Origin of the sequence: Saccharothrix longispora (assembly GCF_031455225.1) — a bacterium.
Taxonomy (GTDB): Bacteria; Actinomycetota; Actinomycetes; order Mycobacteriales; family Pseudonocardiaceae; genus Actinosynnema; species Actinosynnema longispora.
In genome coordinates this window covers 7,157,406-7,175,671 of the sequence record NZ_JAVDSG010000001.1, presented here as the reverse complement: position 1 = coordinate 7,175,671, position 18,266 = coordinate 7,157,406, and the positions used below count along the sequence as shown (strand labels likewise).

Here is an 18,266-nt window from a genome sequence, read left to right as displayed (position 1 = left end):
CGCCCCAAAAGGTAGCGGCACGCGCACCCTCCGCACCGATCAGGCGCTCACGGGCTCGCCGAAGCAGAACGTCGTCTTGGGCTCGTCGTAGACCAGCGGGGTGGCGTCGCCGCACGCGCTGCCGTCCGCGCTGCCCTTGACCGCCTTCACCAGCTTGAACACCTGCGGCTGACCGCAGTCGACCGGCGGGTAGCCCATCTGCGTCGTGCTGGAGGTCAGCTCGTAGCACTTGCCCTCGACGAAGTTCGGCATCAGGCACAGCTTCGAGTCGGGACCCCGGCGGGCGGTCTCGGTGTACTCGTCGTAGACGCCGTCCCCGCCGCACGACGCGGACGTGGAGTCGAGCACCTTGCCCACGGTGTAGTTGGCCTCGGCCGCGCCGCAGTCCACCGTCTTGTACTCGGGCTTGGTGGCGGTGCCGGTCACGCTCGCGCAGTCGCCCGCCTTGGTCTGGGCGGCGTCGCTGGTGAAGTAGTTGAAGCCGTACAGCACCAGACCGGCCACGATCAGGCCCGCGACGTAGCCGAGGATGCGCGTGAGGACGCTCTTCTTCTTCGGCGCTTCGGGGACCGGACCGCCCTGGAACTGGGGAGCCTGCCCGTGGGGAGCCTGGCCGTAAGGGGCCTGCCCGTGGGGAGCCGGGTACTGGGGCCCCGGCTGCTGCGGGCCCTGCGGGAACTGGGGGGTGGGCGCGGGCGCGTCCGTGCTCATCTGTGCCTTCGTTCGTCAGTCGTGGAGCCCCCTAGTCGTCCACCCGCGCGAGGGGTGCGCGGTGGGGGCGGCAGGACGCTAACGGTTGCGCCGCACGGGTGTGACCCGATTTACCGAACCGAGTCCGTGAGCGTTCGGTAGCGGGCCGGGGACGCTGCGCGACCGACTTGCCCGCGGTGGGCACACTGGGGGTACACAACCGACAGGAGTGCGCACCCGTGACCGACGGCCCCTTGATCGTCCAGTCGGACAAGACCCTGCTGCTGGAGGTGGACCACCCGCTGTCGGACGACGCGCGCACCGCCATCGCGCCGTTCGCCGAGCTGGAGCGCGCGCCCGAGCACGTGCACACCTACCGCGTGACGCCGCTGGCGCTGTGGAACGCCCGCGCCGCCGGCCACGACGCCGAGCAGGTCGTGGACGCCCTGGTCCGCTACTCGCGCTACCCGGTGCCGCAGGCGCTGCTGGTGGACGTGGTCGACACCATGGGCCGCTTCGGCCGGCTCCAGCTGGCCAACCACCCCGTGCACGGCCTGACCCTCATCTCGCTCGACCGCGCCGTGCTCGAAGAGGTCATGCGGCACAAGAAGGTCAAGCCGATGCTCGGCGACCGCGTCGACGACGACACGGTGGTCGTGCACCCCAGCGAGCGCGGTCGCCTCAAGCAGTTGCTGCTCAAGGTCGGCTGGCCCGCCGAGGACCTCGCCGGGTACGTCGACGGCGAGGCGCACCCCATCGTGCTGGAGGAGGACGGCTGGCAGCTGCGCGACTACCAGCGGCTGGCCGCGCGGGCGTTCCGGGCTGGCGGCTCGGGCGTCGTCGTGCTGCCGTGCGGCGCGGGCAAGACCCTGGTCGGCGCGGCGGCGATGGCCGAGGCGCAGGCGACCACGCTGATCCTGGTCACCAACACGGTGGCGGGCAGGCAGTGGAAGCGGGAGCTGGTGGCGCGCACGTCGCTCACCGAGGACGAGATCGGCGAGTACTCGGGTGAGCGCAAGGAGATCCGCCCGGTGACCATCGCGACCTACCAGGTGATCACCCGCAAGTCGAAGGGCGAGTACAAGCACCTGGAGCTGTTCGACTCGCGCGACTGGGGCCTGATCGTCTACGACGAGGTGCACCTGCTGCCCGCGCCGGTGTTCCGGATGACGGCCGACCTCCAGTCGCGCCGCCGCCTCGGCCTGACCGCGACGCTCGTGCGCGAGGACGGCCAGGAGGGCGACGTGTTCTCGCTGATCGGGCCGAAGCGGTACGACGTGCCGTGGCGGGACATCGAGGCGCAGGGCTGGATCGCGCCCGCCGAGTGCACCGAGGTCCGGGTCACGCTGACCGACAACGAGCGGCTGGAGTACGCGACGGCCGAACCGGAGGAGCGCTACAAGCTGTGCTCCACGGCCCGCACGAAGCTGCCGGTGGTGCAGGCGATCCTCGACCGGCACGCCGGTGAGCCGACGCTGGTGATCGGCGCCTACCTGGACCAGCTGGAGTCGCTCGGCGAGGCGCTGGGCGCGCCGGTGATCCAGGGTTCGACGAAGAACAAGGAGCGCGAGGAGCTGTTCGACCGGTTCCGGCGGGGCGAGCTGCGCACGCTGGTGGTGTCGAAGGTGGCGAACTTCTCGATCGACCTGCCCGAGGCGTCGGTGGCGGTGCAGGTGTCGGGCACGTTCGGGTCGCGGCAGGAGGAGGCGCAGCGGCTCGGCCGGCTGCTGCGGCCCAAGGGCGACGGGCGGCAGGCGCACTTCTACTCGGTGGTGTCGCGCGACACGCTCGACACCGAGTACGCCGCGCACCGGCAGCGCTTCCTGGCCGAGCAGGGCTACGCCTACCGGATCGTGGACGCGGACGACCTGCTCGGGCCGAAGCTCCCCGAGATCAGCTGAGCGGGGCCTCCGCGCGGAGCCGGTCGAGCGCTCGCCGGAAGTGCTCGACCACCTGCTCCGGACCGTCCCCGGTGACGACCATGCCCAGTTCACCCCGCCGGCCGCCGAAGGTGGACCGGGCCTTGGAGCTCGGGGGACGAGCCCTCTGCTCGCGTTCTCCCGCACGGCGTTCGCGGCGTTCCTCGCGGCCCGCTGACGACGCGCGGGCCGGAGCGCACCGAGGTCGGCCGAGCCCACTAGGTTGATCGGCGTTTCGCCGACGATCGGTGGGTCATGACGCGAGTGGTGCCGTTGCCGCGGTGGTGGATGTGGCGTCCGGGTGCCGATCCGGGCCCGGCCGCGGCGGTGGCTCGGCGGCGGGTGCGGTGGGCGAGGGTGCGTCCGCTGCCGGTGCCGGCGGCGCTGGTGGCGTGGGCGTCGGTCGTGGTGGGACCGACGGCGTGGTGGTCGGTCGGCCTGGCGTGCGTGCCGGTGTCGGTGGTGGCGCTGGTCGCGCTGCTGCCGGTGCGGGTGACGGCGTGGCAGGTGGCGTCGGCGGCGGACGCGGACGACGTCGTGCACGCGGGGCAGTTCACCGACGTGGCGCAGCGGCGGCGGGCGGGGCGGTTGTGCGCCGACTTCGACCTCGTGCGCGACCTGGAACCGCGGCGGGTCGCGCACGTGGAGCGCCTGCTGTGGGGCGCGCTGGCGGGGTTGCGCGGGTCGCTGGTCGTGCGGGAGGCGTTGCGGGTGGCCGAGAACCGGCCCGGTCTGGCGACGGCCGTCGCGGAGACGACGCGGGAACTGGCCGACCTGGACGCGCGGGTGGACCGGTTCGCGGCGGCGCTGCGGGTGCTCGCCGAGGAGAGCACCGCTCCCGAGTGCGACGACCGCACGCTGGACAGCGCGCTTCGCCGGGTGGCCGCGCTGGACCCGATCTAGGATTCGCCGGTGCAGGTCTACTCGATCCCCATGCGCACCCGGTTCCGCGGCATCACCGCCCGCCACGGCGTGATCTGGGAGGGACCGGCCGGGTGGGGCGAGTTCTGCCCGTTCGAGGACTACTCGGACGTCGAGTCGGTGCCGTGGCTGCTGTGCGCGCTGGAGGCCGTGGAGCAGGGCTGGCCCGCGCCCGTGCGCACGTCGGTGCCGGTGAACTGCACGGTGCCGGTGGTGTCGCCGGAGCGGGCGTTCGAGGTCGTGGCGGCGTCGGGCTGCTCGACCGCGAAGGTGAAGGTCGCCGACCCGGGCACGCCGCTGTCCGCCGACCTGGAGCGGGTGGCGGCGGTGCGCGACGCGCTCGGTCCGTCGGGCGCGGTGCGGGTGGACGCGAACACCGCGTGGGACGTGGACGCGGCGGTGTCCGCCATCAAGGCCCTGGACCGCGCGGCCGGCGGCCTGGAGTACGTCGAGCAGCCGTGCCGGACGATCGGGGAGCTGGCCGCCGTGCGGCGGCGGGTGGACGTGCGGATCGCGGCGGACGAGTCGATCCGGCACGCCGAGGACCCGCTGAAGGTCGCGGTGGCGGGCGCGGCGGACGTGGCGGTGATCAAGGTCGCGCCGCTGGGCGGGGTGCGGCGGGCGCTGGAGGTGGCGGAGGCGTGCGGCCTGCCGTGCGTGGTGTCGTCGGCCCTGGAGACCTCCGTGGGCATGGCGGCGGGCCTGGCCCTGGCGGGCGCGCTGCCGTCGCTGGAGTTCGCGTGCGGGCTGGGCACGCTGTCCCTGCTGGACGGCGACGTGACGAGCGGGTCGCTGCGCCCGGTGGACGGCCGGCTGCCCGTGCCGACGAAGGCCCCGGTCCCCGACCGCCTGGCCGAGTTCGCCGCGGACCCCGGCACGGAGGACCGCTGGCTGGACCGCATCGGCCGGGTCCGCCGCCTGATCGGCTGACCCGCGTGTCGTAAGTCCAACCGCGGCGAGTCGTAAGTTCACCTCGCGCGAGTCGTGCACCTGGGCTCGCTCGGCCTTGAACAGGCGCATCAACCGTGGACATATCGACCCGAACTTACGACACGCGGGGGCCCTACTTACGACACGCGGGGGTCGAACTTACGACACGCGGATCAGGGGTGGGTGATGTCCGCGCCCAGGCTGCGGACGACGCCGTCGGTGCGGGTCAGGGCCTCGGTGCGGCGCGGGGAGGTGGGGACGCGGGTCAGGTCGACCACGCGGATCGGGGGGCCGAACTCCACCAGGGTCGGCACGTACGACGCGTCCCGGACGGTCCAGCCGGCGTCGGTCTTGACGAAGCGGAAGCGGGTGACGATGCCCTCCTCGGTGATGCCGCGCGGCTCGGAGTGGCGGGCCGCCTCGTTGCCCATGCCGTAGACGACCCACTTGTCGCCGATCCGCTCGATCGGCTGCACGGCGTGCACGTGCGTGCCGATGATCAGGTCGACGGCCGGGTCGCCGAGGATCGCCCGCGCCATGTCGCGCTGCTGCGGCGTCGCCTCGTGCCGGTACTCGTCGCCCCAGTGCAGGGAGGCCACGACGACCTCGGCACCGGCGGCGCGGGCGGCGCGCGCGGCGGTGAGGACGCCCTCGACGGAGAGCTGGTTGGCCCGCCACGGCTGGTCCAGCGGGATGCCGTTGAAGCCGTACGTGAACGCCACGTGCCCGACCTTCACGCCCTTCGCGTCGAGCAGCAGCGGCGTGGCGGACTCCTCGGGCGAGCGGAACGAGCCGGTGTGCTCCAGCCCCGCCGCGTCCAGCACGTCCAGCGTGGTGGCGATGGCGGACGGCCCCCGGTCGAGGGTGTGGTTGGACGCGGTCGAGCAGCTGTCGTAGCCGATGTTCCGCAGCGCGGTCGCCACCTCGGGCGGCGCGCTGAACGCCGGGTAGCCGAACGTCGGCGCGCCGGGCGCGGACAGCGGTGTCTCCAGGTGGCAGATGGACACGTCGGCGTCGATCGCCTGCCGCAGCCCTTCCAGCAGGGGCGTGAAGTCGCGGGCGCCGTCCTGGTCGGCCTGCTCGGTCAGCGCGGGGTGGACGAGGATGTCACCGCCCGCGGCGAGCGTGAACGACGGGGGTTCGGGCGCGGCGGTCGTGCCGGCGGTCGTCGTCGGCGCGCGGGACGGCGTGATCACCACGGGCGACCCGGTGCAGGCCACCGCCGCGGTGCAGGCGGCCAACCCGAGGGCCAGCCGCCTGCCGCGCGCGTTCAGCTGCGCCGCCGGCGCAGGCCGCGGACCAGCAGCACCAGCACCGCCAGCAGAGCGGCCACCGGCAGCAGCCGCTTGAGGACGGGCGCGCCCGCCGCGTCGAGCAGGTCGAGCGGCTCGCCCGGGGCGGGGCGGGGCTCCGGCCGGGGCGGCGGCGGCGCGCTCGGACCGGTGGCGCCTGGTGCGGAAGTCACCTCCTCAGCTTCCGCCGGCGAGAGCCGCGTCGCCAGGCATTCGGCGAACTCGGCGACGACCTTGCCCGCGACGTCGGCCACGAGGCCGCGCCCGAGCTGCGCGGGACGCCCGGTGACGTTCAGGTCGGTGACCACGGAGACGTCGGTGCCGCCGTCGGCGGGGGTGAGCGCCACGGACACGGTCGCGGACGCCGTGCCGTTGCCCCTGGTGTCCTTGCCGGTGGCCTTCAGGACGGCGGCGCGCACCCGGTCGTCGACGGACGTGAACTCGCCGGTGCCCTTGTAGAGCAGGGTCACCGGGCCGAGCTTGACCTTGACGGTGCCGGTGAACGACCGGCCGTCGACACCGGTGAGGGTGGCGCCCGGCATGCACGGCGCCACCTTCTCCGGGTCGAGCAGCGCCGCCCACACGTCCGGCACGGGCGCGGGCACGGAGAACCGGTGATCCAGCTTCACGGGCGCACCCCCACCGCGGTGGTCACCGCGCGTCGGGTGAGCACCCGGGCCAGGTGCGAGCGGTACTCGGCATCGCCGTCGGCGTCCGTCGCGGGGTTCGCGCCCTCGGCGGCGCGGGCGGCGGCCTCGGCGATCACCGCGGCCGTCGCGGGCCGTCCGACCAGCGCCTCCTCCGCGCCGCGCGCCCGCACCGGGGTGGGCCCCATGTTGGTCAGGCCGATCCGGGCGCCGGCGACCTCGCCGTCGACGACCCGCACCGCCGCGGCGACCGCGACGACCGACCACGCCTGGGCGACCCGGGCGAACTTCTCGTAGCACGCGCCCCAGCCGGTCAGCTTGGGCACGCGCACGTGGGTGAGCAGTTCGTCGGGGGCGAGGTCGGTGGTGAAGTAGTCGACGAAGAACTCCGCCGCGGGCACCTCGCGGGTCCCGCCCGGTCCCGCGCACACCATCACCGCGTCGACCGCGAGCGCCACGGCGGGCAGGTCGCCGGCCGGGTCGGCGTGGGCCAGGGAGCCGCCGACCGTGCCGCGGTGGCGCACCTGCGGGTCGGCGACGGTGTCGGTGGCGAGCCGCAGCAGGTCGGCGTGCTCGCGCACCAGCGGGTCGCGCCGCACGTCGTGGTGCGTGGTGAGGGCGCCGACGAGCAGCGAGTCGCCCTCGTCGCGCACGCCCGCCAGCGCGGTCAGCCCGGTCACGTCGACGACGAGGGTCGGCGCGGCCAGCCGCATCCGCAGCACCGGGATGAGGCTCTGCCCGCCCGCCATCACCTTGGCGTCCTCGCCGCCCTCGGCGAGGGCCCGCACGGCGTCCTCGACGGTGGTGGGCGCGACGTAGTCGAACGCGGCCGGGATCATGCGTCGCCTCCGGTCGAGGGGGTGGGAGCCGGGCCGGTGGAAGTCGGGCCGGGGGAAGTCGGGCCGGGGGAAGTCGGGCCGGGGGAACCGGGGTGGAGGGAACCGAGGCCGCCGCCGGCGGCGGGCGTGGTGGGCAGGTCGGTGGACGCGCCCCGGATCGCCTTCCACACCCGCATCGGGGTGCACGGCATCTCCACGTCGGTCACGCCCAGGTGCCGCACGGCGTCCACGACGGCGTTGACCACGGCCGGGGTGGACGCGATGGTGCCCGCCTCGCCGACGCCCTTCACGCCCAGCGGGTTGGAGTCGGCGGGCGTCTCGGTGCGGTCGGTGGTGAAGTGCGGCAGGTCCACCGCGGAGGGCAGCAGGTAGTCGGCGAGGGTGGCCGTGGTGAGGGTGCCGTGCTCGTCGTGCACGGCCTCCTCGAACAGGGCCTGCGCGATGCCCTGCGCCAGGCCGCCGTGCACCTGGCCCTCCACGATCAGCGGGTTCACCACCGTGCCGACGTCGTCCACGCACACGTACGAGCGAATCCGCACCGCGCCGGTCTCCGTGTCGACCTCGACCGCGCACAGGTGCGTGCCGTGCGGGTAGGAGAAGTTCTCCGGGTCGAACACGGCCTCCGCGTCGAGGCCGGGTTCCATGCCGTCGGGCAAGTCGTGCGCGACGTGGGCGGCGACCACCACGTCGCCGAACGCCAGCGTGGTGGACGTGCCGCGCACGGCGAACGCGCCGGAGGCGAACTCGACGTCGTCCTCGCCGACCTCCAGCAGGTGCGCGGCCAGCGCGCGGGCCTTGGCCAGCACCTTGTCGGCGGCGAGCGCGACGGCCGCGCCGCCGACGGCCAGCGAGCGGGACCCGTAGCTGTCCATGCCGCGGTGCGCGACGCGGGTGTCGCCGTGCAGCACCTCGACGTCCTCGAACGGCACGCCGAGCCGGTCGGCGACGATCTGGCTCCACGCCGTGACGTGGCCCTGGCCGTGCGGCGAGGTGCCGGTGATCAGCTCGACCTTGCCGGTGGGCAGCACGCGGAGCGCCGCGTGCTCCCAGCCGCCGGCCGCGTACCGCAGGGCGCCGAGCACGCGGGACGGGGCGAGCCCGCACATCTCGGTGTAGGTGGACACGCCGATGCCGAGCTGCACGGTGTCGCCGGCGGCGCGGCGCCCGGCCTGCTCGGCGCGCAGCGCGTCGTAGTCGAACAGCTCGACGGCCCGGTCGGTGGCGGCCTCGTAGTTCCCGGTGTCGTAGGTGAGGCCCGCGACCGTGGTGAACGGGAACTCCTCGTGCCTGATCCAGTTCTGCCGGCGCAGGTCCAGGGGGTCGCGGCCCAGTTCGGCGGCCAGCTCGTCCATGAGCCGTTCGATCGCGAACGTGGCCTCGGGCCGCCCCGCGCCGCGGTAGGCGTCCGTGGGCACCTTGTTCGTGAACACGTTCGTGCAGGTGAACCGGTAGGCGGGGAACTTGTAGATGGCGTTGAACATGAACGCGCCGAGGATCGGCACGCCCGGTGTGACCAGCCGCAGGTAGGCGCCCATGTCGGCGAGCAGGTCGACGTCGAGGCCGGTGACGGTGCCGTCGCGGCGGGCGGTGAGGGTGAGCCGCTGCACCTGGTCGCGGCCGTGGTGGCCGGACAGCATGGACTCGGTGCGCGTCTCGGTCCACTTCACGGGTTTGCCGAGGCGGCGCGCGACGAGCAGGGTCAGCACCTCCTCGGGCGTGACCTGGAGCTTGCCGCCGAACCCGCCGCCGACGTCCGGCGCGACGACCCGGATCTTCTGCTCGGGGATGCCGAGCACGGCCGACAGCATCCACCGCAGGATGTGCGGGACCTGCGTGGACGACCACAGGGTGACGCCGTCGGGCGACGGGTCGGCCACCACCGAGCGGGGTTCCATGAACGCGGGGATGAGCCGCTGCTGGCGGAACGTGCGGCGCACGACCACCTCGGCCTCGTCGACCGCCCGGTCGACGTCCCCGCCGGTGCCCGCCTCGGCGGAGTCGAACACCCAGGTGGCGCTGGTGTTGGTGCCCAGGTCGGGGTGCACGAGGTCCGCGCCGCCCTCGACGGCGCGGGTCACGTCGAGCACCACGGGCAGGTCCTCGTAGTCGACATCGATCGCGGCCAGCGCGTCGTGCGCCTCGGCCGCGGAGCGGGCCACGACCAGGGCGACGGCCTCGCCCGCGAAGTTCACCTCGTCCACCGCGAGGGGCGGCGCGGGCGGCGCCTTCATGTCCTCGGTGATGGGCCACGCGCACGGCAGGCTGCCCTGCTCGTCGGCGAGGTCGCGGCCGGTGAGGACGGTGATCACGCCGGGCATGCGGGCGGCCTCGGCGACGTCGACCGACGTGACGCGGGCGTGCGCGACGGGGCTGCGCAGCACGGCCAGGTGCAGCATGCCGGGTAACTGGAGGTTGTCGGTCCACCGGGTGGCGCCGGTGATCAGCCGGGCGTCCTCCTTGCGGCGGCGGGCCCGGCCGATCTCCCGCTCGGCGCCGGCGGGGTCGGCGGTCGCGGTCATCCGGCACCGCCGGCGCGCGTGCGGGCGGCGGCGTCGCGGACCGCGCGGACGATGTTCTGGTAGCCGGTGCAGCGGCAGAGGTTGCCCTCCAGGCCGTGCCGCACCTCGTCCTCGTCGGGGTCGGGGTTGTCCGCGAGCAGGTCGATGGCCTGCATGATCATGCCGGGGGTGCAGAACCCGCACTGGAGGGCGTGGTTCTCGTGGAACGCGCGCTGCACGGGGTGCAGCCGCCCGTCGGTGGCCAGCCCCTCGACGGTGGTCACCTCGCGGCCGTGGGCCTGCACGGCGAGGACCGAGCAGGACTTCACGCTGCGCCCGTCGAGGTGGACGGTGCAGGCGCCGCAGTTGCTCGTGTCGCAGCCGACGACGGTGCCGGTCTTGCCGAGCCGCTCGCGCAGGTGGTGGACCAGCAGCGTCCGGGGTTCGACCTCGTCGGTGTAGGCCACCCCGTCGACGGTGACGGTGATCCGCATGAACCCTCCAGGTCCGGTGGTGGTGGGGGTCACACGCAAGCCTGCTCCCGGTCGTCGGGTCAGACAACCCCCGGTGCGCGGTGGATGGCGCCGTCGGTTCGGGTCAGCCGCTCCCCGCCGCCGCCCCAGCGCAGCGCGATGACCTCGGCGGCGATCGACACGGCGGTCTCCTCGGGGGTGCGGGCGCCGAGGTCGAGGCCGATGGGCGAGGACAGCCGGGCCAGCTCGTCCTCGGTGACGCCCGCCTCGCGCAGCCGCCGCAGCCGGTCGTCGTGGGTCCGGCGGGACCCCATCGCGCCCACGTAGCCGAGGTGCAGCCGCAGGGCGACCTCCAGCAGCGGCACGTCGAACTTCGGGTCGTGGGTGAGCACGGCGACGACCGTGCGCCCGTCGACCTCCCCGGCCGCGGCCTGCCCGGCCAGGTAGCGGTGCGGCCAGTCGACGACCACCTCGTCGGCCTCGGGGAACCGGCCGGCGGTCGCGAACACCGGTCGCGCGTCGCACACGGTGACGCGGTAGCCGAGGAACGCGCCCAGCCGCGCGAGGGCGGCGGCGAAGTCGATCGCGCCGAACACCAGCATCCGGGGCGGCGGCTCGAACGAGTTCACGAACACCGCCATGCCCTCACCGCGCCGTTGGCCGTCGGGCCCGTAGCGCAGGGTGCCGCTGCGGCCGGCGGCGAGCAGGCCGCGCGCGTCGTCGGCGACGGCGTCGCGGGCCCGGTCGGACGGCACGTCGCCCTCCACCCGGTCCGCCCGCACCACGAGCCGGCGGCCCACCCACTCCGGGTGCTCGACGACCGTGGCGACGGCCACCGGCTCCCCGGCGCGCACGCTCGCCAGCACGTCGGGCAGCTGCGGGAACGTCGCCGACGACACCGGCTCCACGTACACGTCGATGATCCCGCCGCAGGTCAGGCCCACGGCGAACGCGTCGTCGTCGCTGACCCCGTACCGCTGGAGCACGGGCGTGCCGCCGGCCACGACCTCCCGCGCCAGCTCGTACACCGCGCCCTCGACGCAGCCGCCGGACACGCTGCCGACGACCGTGCCGTCGGCGCCGACGAGCATCGCCGCACCGGGCGGGCGCGGCGCGGAGCTGAACGTCGCGACGACCGTGCCGACGCCGACGGTCTCCCCGGCGTCGACCCGGCGGGCCAGTTCGTCCAGCACGTCACGCACGTCGGACCTCCTCCAGCAGGGCGTGCAGGGTGTCGAGGCTGTGCCCGGCGAGCAGCCGGTCCAGGTGCGGCAGGGCGGCGGCGATGCCGGACTGCACGGGCCGGTAGCCGTCGTGGCCCGCGTGCGGGTTGACCCACAGCACCCGGTGGGCCAGCCGGGCGAGCCGGGCCGCCTGCTCGGCGAGCAGGGCGGTGTCGCCGCGCTCCCAGCCGTCGGAGCACAGCACGACGACCGCGCCGCGCGCCGCGCCCCGCTGCCCCCACCGGTCGAGGAACGCCTTGAGCGTCTCGCCCAGCCGCGTGCCGCCGTCGGCGTCGGGCACGGCGCGGGCCGCGGCGGCGAGCGCGAGTCCGGGGTCGCGGTGCCGCAGCTGCCGGGTGACGCGGGTGAGCCGGGTGCCGAGGGTGCACACCTCGACGGGCATCGCGCGGGCGACGACGTGCGCGAACCGCAGCAGCGCGTCGGCGTAGGGCTTCATGGAGCCGGACACGTCGACCAGCAGCACCACCCGACGCGGTCGGGTCGTCCGGCGCCGGTAGGCGGGCACCGCCTCGCGGGTGGCGACCATCCGGCGCAGCACCCGGTCGGGGTCGACGGCGCCGCGGCGCGCGGGCCGCGCCCGCACCGCCCGCCGCCGGGGCGGCACGGGACGCAGCTCGGCCACCAACCGCCGCAGGTGCTCGCGCTCGGCGGGGCTCATGGCGGCGATGTCCTTGCGGCGCAGGGTTTCCACGTCGCTCGCCGCGACCCTGAGCGCGGGCGCCCGACCACCGCGCCCCTCCCCTCCGCCGAGGGCGGCGAGGTGCGAGGCCGTCCTGGTGCGGGCGCGCGGGCGGCTCGCCGGCAGCCGGTCGCCGCCGCCGAACCAGGCGGCGAACGCGGCGTCGTAGCGGGGCAGGTCGTCCGGCTCCGCGCACAGCGTGACCCGGCCGGCCCAGTACACGTCGGCCGCGCGCGCCACGTCGAGGTGGTCGAGCGCGGCGGTGAACGCCCGCACCCGGTCCGGCCCGCACGCCACGCCCGCGTGCCGCAGGGCGTGGGCGAACCCCACGAGCGCGGTGGGCGCGTCGGCTCCGCTCATCCCGCGACCGCGCTCCCGGCCACCCGGTCGAGGACACCGCTCGCCAGGGCGCGCCGGGTGTCCTCCCGGTACTTGAGGACGGCGCCGAGGGTCGCGGCGGCCGTGGCGGTGTCGAGGTCCGTGCGGCCGAGGGCGAGCAGGGCGCGGGCCCAGTCCAGGGATTCGGCGACGCCGGGCGGTTTGAGCAGGTCGAGGTCGCGCAGGGCGCGGACGGCGGTGGCGACGCGGGTGGCGAGGCGCTCGGTGACGTCGGGCAGGGCGCGGCGCAGGATGGCGACCTCGCGGGTCAGGTCGGGGTGCTCCAGCCAGTGGTAGAGGCAGCGGCGCTTGAGGGCGTCGTGCACGTCCCGGGTGCGGTTGGAGGTGAGCACGACCAGCGGCGGGGTGTCGGCGGCGATGCGGCCCAGTTCGGGGATGGTCACGGCGTTCTCGCTCAGCACCTCCAGCAGGAGCGCCTCGAACTCGTCGTCGGCGCGGTCCACCTCGTCGACCAGCAGCACGCACGGCGCCCGTTCGAGGGCCTGGAGGAGGGGGCGGGCGAGGAGGAAGCGGCGGGTGTGGAGAGACGCCTCGGCGGCTTCGGCGTCGACCGCGCCCGCGGCTTCGAGGGCGCGCAGGTGCAGGAGCTGGCGCGGGAAGTCCCAGTCGTAGAGGGCCTGGGTGGCGTCGATGCCCTCGTGGCACTGGAGCCGGAGGAGCGGCAGGCCGAGGGCGGTCGCGAGGGCCGCGGCCAGCGAGGTCTTGCCGGTGCCCGGTTCGCCCTCGCAGAACAGGGGGCGGCGCATCCGCAGGGCCAGGAACGCGGCGGTGGCCACGCCGTCGTCCGGCAGGTAGCCGACGCGGTCGAGCGCGGCGGCGAGGTCGTCCGGCGTCGCGGGCTCCGGCGGTGCGGCGGGCTCGACTGGCGTCACACGTCCGAGGGTAGGCGGCGGTGGCGGCCCGGCGCTCCGCCGAGCGGCCGCTCGAACGCGGCGCCGAGGCCGGGAACTCCGGGGCGGGGTCGTGACCTCAGGGGTGGGGTCGTGGTGGAACCCTGACGAAGAACCGGGGTGCGTCCCCGATGTGCCGGTGCGCCCGGTCCGGCAGGCTTGTGCCATGACGACGAACACCGTGCTGAACCAGGCGACCGACACCCTGAACCAGGCCACCGACAAGGTGAAGAAGCTCCGCCGCAGCCGGGACGACCGCATGGTCGCGGGCGTGTGCGGCGGCCTCGCGAAGCTCCTCGGCGTCGACGCGGCGCTGCTGCGCATCCTGCTGGTCGCCGGGACCCTCTTCGGGTTCGGCACCGGCGCGATCCTCTACCTCGCGGCGTGGGTCCTGGTGCCCGAAGAGGCCTGACGGGCACGGGGTCTAGCGGGGGAAGCCGGGCACCCCGGGGAGGGTCTGCCACGGCCGGGGACCGTCGAGGGGGCGGTACTCGACGCCGAGGGCGTCCAGCCTCGGCAGGTGGTGCGCGGCGAGGCGGGTCCGGAACTCCGCGAAGTCGCGGGGACCCGCGGGGCTCCACACGACCTCGGCGAACGCGCTGAGGCGGGGGAAGGCGGCGTAGTCCAGGCGCCGCGGTGAGTCGAGGTGCTCGGTCCACAGGTTCGCCTGCGCCCCGAGCACCCGGTCCGCCCCGGCGGGCTCGTACCGGTGGACGTCCTCCAGGGTCGTCCGCGTCCCGACGGGGATGGGCTCGTCGGGGTGGTCGGACTGCCGGTAGTCCAGGTAGACGTGCTCCTCGGGGCACATGACGACGTCGTGGCCGCGGTCCAGCGCGCGCAGCCCGCGCTCCTCGCCGCGCCACGACGCGACGACGGTGGACGTCGGCAGGGGGCCGACGTCGAGCACCTCGTCCCAGCCGAACGGCCGCCGCCCGCGCGCCGCGAGGTGCTGCGCGATGCGCCGCACGAACCGCCCGTCACCGCCCTCGGCCTCGTCGCCGCCCAGGCCGACGACCTCGCTCGGGAACACGTCGAGCAGCTCGTCGAACACGTGCCGGTAGAAGTCCACGGTGGACTCGTCCGCGCGGAGCACGTTGGGGTTGACCCCCCAGTCCGTCCACACGCCGCCGCCGGCGGCGCCCAGCTCCGGGTAGGCGGCGATGGCGGCCTGGCTGTGGCCGGGCACGTCGACCTCCGGCACCACGGTGACGTGCCGCGCCGCCGCGTAGGCGACGAGTTCGCGCAGGTCGTCCTGGGTGTAGTAGCCGCCGTGCGGACGCCCGGCGGTGCCGCCGGAACGCCGGTCGCCGAACCGCGAGTCGGGCCGCCACCCGCCGACCTCGTGCAGCCGCGGGAAGCGCCGCGACTCGAAGCGCCAGCCCTGGTCGTCGGTGAGGTGCAGGTGCAGCACGTTCAGCTTGTGCGCGGCGAGGAGGTCCACGTAGCGCAGCAGGTCGTGCTTGGGCAGGAAGTGCCGGGCCACGTCGATCATCACGCCCCGCCACGCGAACCGCGGGTGGTCGACCACCTCGCACACCGGCAGCCGCACCACCCCGGGTGGCACGGCCCGGAACGCGGCGGGCCCGCTGAGCTGCCGCAGCGTCTGCCGGGCGTGGAACTCGCCCGCGTCGTCGGACGCCCGCACGCGCACCCCGTCGGGCGACACGGACAGCCGGTAGCCCTCGGCGGGCCCGTCGACCCGCTCCACCCGGAACGCCCCGTCGAAGTCGACCTCGCCGTCACCGGGGGTGAAGGACACGGGCCTGGGCAGCAGGTTCACTTGACGGCTCCCGCGAGACCGGCGACGAGGCGCCGTTGGACGAGGACGAAGAACACCAGCACCGGGATCGTCATCAGGGTCGAGCCGGCCATGATCGCGCCCCAGTCGTTCTGGTCGGGCTTGATGAACACCTGGAGGGCGAGCGGCAGCGTCTGGTTCTCCGCCGCCGAGATGATGAACGTCTTGGCGAACAGGAAGTCGTTCCAGGCGTGGATGAACGACAGCACGCTGGTCGCCACCAGGCCGGGCGCGACGAGCGGGAACAGCACCTGCCACAGGAACCGGAAGCGGGACGCGCCGTCCAGCGTGGCGGCCTCCTCCAGTTCCACGGGCACGGCGGCGACGAACCCGCGCAGCATCCAGATCGCGAACGGCAGGCTGAACGCCAGGTGCACCAGCACCAGCGACCCGAGGTGGTTGAGCCCGAACGCGGGCGCGACGTCCCGCACGGACCGCATGACGAAGAACAGCGGGATGGTCAGCGCCTCCACCGGCACCATCTGCACGACCAGCAGCATCACCAGCAGCGTGGTGCGGCTGCGGAACCGGAAGCGGGTCAGCGCGGTGGCCGCCAGGAACGAGACGAACAGGCTGAGCACCACCACCGCGCCCGCCACGACGAGGCTGTTGACCAGGTAGCGGCCGAAGCTCTGCACGGTGAGCGCCCGCACGAAGCTGTCGAGCGTCGGCACGAGCGTCCACGGGCGGGGGTCGGTCGAGACGACCTCGGACTCGGGCTTGAGGGCGGTCAGCACCATCCAGTACAGCGGGAACGCGACGACGCCCGCGACGACCACGGTGACGACCTCGGCGATCCCGCGCGACACCTTCCGGTTCCCGCCGATCCCCTTCCCGGCGACCTGCCTCCCGGCGATCCCCTTCACAGGACCTCCCCGCTCCGCCGCAGCGCCCGCAGGTACCCGACGGTGACGAGCAGCAGGATCAGCGTCGTCACCACGCCGATCGCCGCGCCCAGCCCGTACTCGGAGGCGGCGAACGCCTGCTGGTAGGCGTACACGTTGAGCACGAGGTTGCGCCCGGCGATGCCGCCGCCGTTCGTCATGATGTAGATCTGGGTGAACACCTTGAAGTCCCAGATGACCGACTGGATGGTGACGACGATCAGCAGCGGCCGCAGCAGCGGCAGGATCACGCTGGTCGCGGTCCTCGCGGTCGACGCGCCGTCGAGCGCCGCGGCCTCCAGCACCTCGCCCGGAATCGCCTTGATCCCCGCGTACAGCGTGACCATGACGAACGGGAACGAGCACCAGACCACCTGCGCGGCGACGAGCCCGAACGCGGTCCACCTGTCGTAGGTCCAGGAGAACCCGGTGGTGCCGAGGACCTCGTTGACGAAGCCGAAGTTCGCGTCGAACAGGAACAGCCAGATCGTGGACCCGGCGACGGCGGGCGTGGCCCACGCGCCGAGCGCGGCCAGGAACAGCGTGGTGCGCGCCCACGCGCGGACCCTGGTGGCCAGCACCGCGAGGGAGGCGCCGACCAGCAGGGTCCCGACCACGCACACCGCCGCGAAGCCGACGGTCTGCCCGAGCACGGACCAGAACCGCGCGTCCCGCAGCAGGGTGGCGTAGTTCCCCAGGCCCAGGAAGGTCAGCGGCGCGCCACCGCTGACCTGCTCCTGGCCGTAGTCGAAGAGGGAGATCAGGACGAGCTGGTAGATCGGGTAGCCCAGGAGGCCGACGAGCAGCAGCAGGGCGGGGGCGAGGTAGGCGAGCGCGGCCCGCCCGTCCCCCTTCTCGACGGCCGCCGTCACGAGCCGAACGCGGCGTTCATCTCGTCGGCCGCCGCCTCGGCCGCGGTGTCGACGTCCTCACCGCCCGCGGCGATCTTCTGGAGCAGGTTCGGCAGCACGGCCTGCGCGTCGACCTTGGCCCAGTCGGGGGTGACGGGCACGAACCTCGTGCCGGCCTCCAGGGTCTGGATGAACGGCTCCAGCACGGGGTTGGCCCGGGCGACCTCGGCCTGCACGTCGCCGAACGTGGGCAGGTTGCCCATGGCGTCGAACATCTTGCGCTGGTAGGTCTTGCCGCCGAGGAGCCGCGTGAACTCCCGGGCGAGGGTCTGCCGCTGCGAGCCCTTGAGGACGCCGAGCAGGTTGCCGCCCGCGAACGCCGGCGCGATCGTGCCCTCGGCCTTGCCGGGCACGGGGACGACGGCGTACTTGCCGGCGGCGGTGGAGGCGTCGACGGACTTGCGGTTGAAGTCGCCGCCGATGACCATGGCGGCCTTGCCGGCGCGGAACGCCTCGACGCTGGCGTCGCCGCCGTTGCCGGCGCACTGGGCGGGCGGGCAGATGTCGTCGGCGATCAGCTCGGTGTACTGCCCGATGCCGGCCTTGGACTCGGTGCTGTCGATGGCGGAGACGTACTTCCCGCCGTCCTCCCTCGCGATGTCGCCGCCGTTGGCCCACACGAACGGCATGGCGCCGTAGGTGTACTTGCCGCCGGCGGAGATGCCGAGCAGGTCGGGCTTGGCGGCGCGGATCGCGCGGGCGGTCGTGGCGATCGCGTCGAGCGTCGTCGGCGGCCGGAGGCCCAGCTCCTGGAAGACGTCGGTGCGGTAGTAGAGCGCGCGCACGCCGACGTACCAGGGGACGCCGTAGACCTTGCCGTCGACCTTCGCGGTGTCGAGGACGGCGGGCAGCAGGTCGCCCGCCTCGTCCCACGTCGACAGGTCGAGTTCGGCGAACCCGCCGCCGGCCACGTAGCCGGCGAGGTCGGTGTTGCCGAACTCGGCGACGTCGGGGGCGCTCCGCGGGTCGCTGAACGCGGCCTTGAACCGCTCGGCGCGGGTCTGCACCTGGATGTACTGGACGTCCACGGTGACGCCCTCGTGCGCCTGCTGGAACTCGGTGACGGCCTCCTGCACGACCGCCTCCTTCGGTCCCCTGTTGACCTCGTCGAACAGCCAGACCCGGAGTTGCCCGGTCTGCTCGTCCGCGCCGGTGGGCGCCGGGCCGGACTGGACCGGGGCGCACCCGGCCAGCACGGCGGCGCCCACCGCTGCTGCCGCCACCACGAACCGCATCCTCGCCACCTCTTCCT

General features: G+C 74.3%; 17 protein-coding genes. 4 read left to right on the top strand and 13 right to left on the bottom strand.

The window, feature by feature from the left end; genetic code table 11:
• Nucleotides 1-39 precede the first annotated feature (39 nt).
• Nucleotides 40-711, bottom strand: coding sequence for an LppU/SCO3897 family protein (locus J2S66_RS31095; protein ID WP_310311576.1), 672 nt, complete (start codon nucleotides 709-711; stop codon nucleotides 40-42).
• Between the two features lie 218 nt (nucleotides 712-929).
• Here J2S66_RS31095 and J2S66_RS31090 point away from each other — a divergent pair, with 218 nt between their 5' ends.
• The 3 genes from J2S66_RS31090 to J2S66_RS31080 all read left to right on the top strand — a co-directional run bounded on the left by J2S66_RS31090 (nucleotide 930) and on the right by J2S66_RS31080 (nucleotide 4,460).
• The gene (locus J2S66_RS31090) at nucleotides 930-2,591 is read left to right on the top strand and encodes a DNA repair helicase XPB (protein WP_310311574.1); all 1,662 of its coding nucleotides are present in this window, start codon (nucleotides 930-932) and stop codon (nucleotides 2,589-2,591) included.
• A 375-nt stretch (nucleotides 2,592-2,966) separates the two neighbouring features.
• Nucleotides 2,967-3,512, top strand: coding sequence for a hypothetical protein (locus J2S66_RS31085; protein WP_310311572.1), 546 nt, complete (start codon nucleotides 2,967-2,969; stop codon nucleotides 3,510-3,512).
• Between the two features lie 9 nt (nucleotides 3,513-3,521).
• Complete coding sequence (locus J2S66_RS31080; protein ID WP_310311570.1) at nucleotides 3,522-4,460, top strand: o-succinylbenzoate synthase; 939 nt, start codon at nucleotides 3,522-3,524, stop codon at nucleotides 4,458-4,460.
• Between the two features lie 173 nt (nucleotides 4,461-4,633).
• Here the strand turns inward: J2S66_RS31080 and J2S66_RS31075 are convergent, their stop codons facing one another.
• The 8 genes from J2S66_RS31075 to J2S66_RS31040 are packed head-to-tail and all read right to left on the bottom strand — an operon-like array spanning nucleotide 4,634 to nucleotide 13,403.
• Nucleotides 4,634-5,734 carry a CapA family protein gene (locus J2S66_RS31075; RefSeq protein ID WP_374726224.1) on the bottom strand — a complete coding sequence of 367 codons (1,101 nt, stop codon included), beginning with the start codon at nucleotides 5,732-5,734 and terminating at the stop codon, nucleotides 4,634-4,636.
• Nucleotides 5,731-6,381 carry an SRPBCC family protein gene (locus J2S66_RS31070; protein WP_310311566.1) on the bottom strand — a complete coding sequence of 217 codons (651 nt, stop codon included), beginning with the start codon at nucleotides 6,379-6,381 and terminating at the stop codon, nucleotides 5,731-5,733. The genes J2S66_RS31075 and J2S66_RS31070 overlap by 4 nt, the downstream gene beginning before the upstream one ends.
• Entirely contained in the window at nucleotides 6,378-7,238 is an 861-nt protein-coding gene (locus J2S66_RS31065) for an FAD binding domain-containing protein (RefSeq protein WP_310311563.1), read from the bottom strand. Before J2S66_RS31065 ends, J2S66_RS31070 begins: the two co-directional genes overlap by 4 nt.
• Nucleotides 7,235-9,757 carry a xanthine dehydrogenase family protein molybdopterin-binding subunit gene (locus tag J2S66_RS31060; RefSeq protein ID WP_310311561.1) on the bottom strand — a complete coding sequence of 841 codons (2,523 nt, stop codon included), beginning with the start codon at nucleotides 9,755-9,757 and terminating at the stop codon, nucleotides 7,235-7,237. Before J2S66_RS31060 ends, J2S66_RS31065 begins: the two co-directional genes overlap by 4 nt.
• A complete protein-coding gene (locus J2S66_RS31055) occupies nucleotides 9,754-10,230 on the bottom strand; it encodes a (2Fe-2S)-binding protein (RefSeq protein WP_310311556.1) in 477 nt (158 codons plus the stop codon). Before J2S66_RS31055 ends, J2S66_RS31060 begins: the two co-directional genes overlap by 4 nt.
• Before the next feature lie 59 nt (nucleotides 10,231-10,289).
• Nucleotides 10,290-11,411 carry an XdhC family protein gene (locus J2S66_RS31050; RefSeq protein WP_310311554.1) on the bottom strand — a complete coding sequence of 374 codons (1,122 nt, stop codon included), beginning with the start codon at nucleotides 11,409-11,411 and terminating at the stop codon, nucleotides 10,290-10,292.
• Nucleotides 11,404-12,492, bottom strand: a complete 1,089-nt coding sequence (locus tag J2S66_RS31045; RefSeq protein ID WP_310311552.1) for a vWA domain-containing protein — start codon at nucleotides 12,490-12,492, stop codon at nucleotides 11,404-11,406. Before J2S66_RS31045 ends, J2S66_RS31050 begins: the two co-directional genes overlap by 8 nt.
• Entirely contained in the window at nucleotides 12,489-13,403 is a 915-nt protein-coding gene (locus J2S66_RS31040) for an AAA family ATPase (protein ID WP_310311550.1), read from the bottom strand. Before J2S66_RS31040 ends, J2S66_RS31045 begins: the two co-directional genes overlap by 4 nt.
• A 184-nt stretch (nucleotides 13,404-13,587) precedes the next feature.
• On the opposite strand from J2S66_RS31040, the gene J2S66_RS31035 reads away from it, so the two are divergent.
• Entirely contained in the window at nucleotides 13,588-13,833 is a 246-nt protein-coding gene (locus tag J2S66_RS31035) for a PspC domain-containing protein (RefSeq protein ID WP_310311549.1), read from the top strand.
• A gap of 12 nt (nucleotides 13,834-13,845) precedes the next feature.
• Here the strand turns inward: J2S66_RS31035 and J2S66_RS31030 are convergent, their stop codons facing one another.
• From J2S66_RS31030 to J2S66_RS31015, 4 genes are read right to left on the bottom strand one after another with little or no spacing between them, the layout of a single operon-like run.
• Nucleotides 13,846-15,195, bottom strand: a complete 1,350-nt coding sequence (locus J2S66_RS31030) for a beta-N-acetylhexosaminidase (RefSeq protein ID WP_445381002.1) — start codon at nucleotides 15,193-15,195, stop codon at nucleotides 13,846-13,848.
• Nucleotides 15,196-15,197: 2 nt separating this feature from the next.
• Nucleotides 15,198-16,028, bottom strand: a complete 831-nt coding sequence (locus J2S66_RS31025; RefSeq protein WP_310315210.1) for a carbohydrate ABC transporter permease — start codon at nucleotides 16,026-16,028, stop codon at nucleotides 15,198-15,200.
• A gap of 53 nt (nucleotides 16,029-16,081) precedes the next feature.
• Nucleotides 16,082-16,975, bottom strand: coding sequence for a carbohydrate ABC transporter permease (locus J2S66_RS31020; protein WP_306745576.1), 894 nt, complete (start codon nucleotides 16,973-16,975; stop codon nucleotides 16,082-16,084).
• Complete coding sequence (locus tag J2S66_RS31015; protein WP_310311546.1) at nucleotides 16,972-18,249, bottom strand: extracellular solute-binding protein; 1,278 nt, start codon at nucleotides 18,247-18,249, stop codon at nucleotides 16,972-16,974. Before J2S66_RS31015 ends, J2S66_RS31020 begins: the two co-directional genes overlap by 4 nt.
• Between the last annotated feature and the right edge of the window lie 17 nt (nucleotides 18,250-18,266).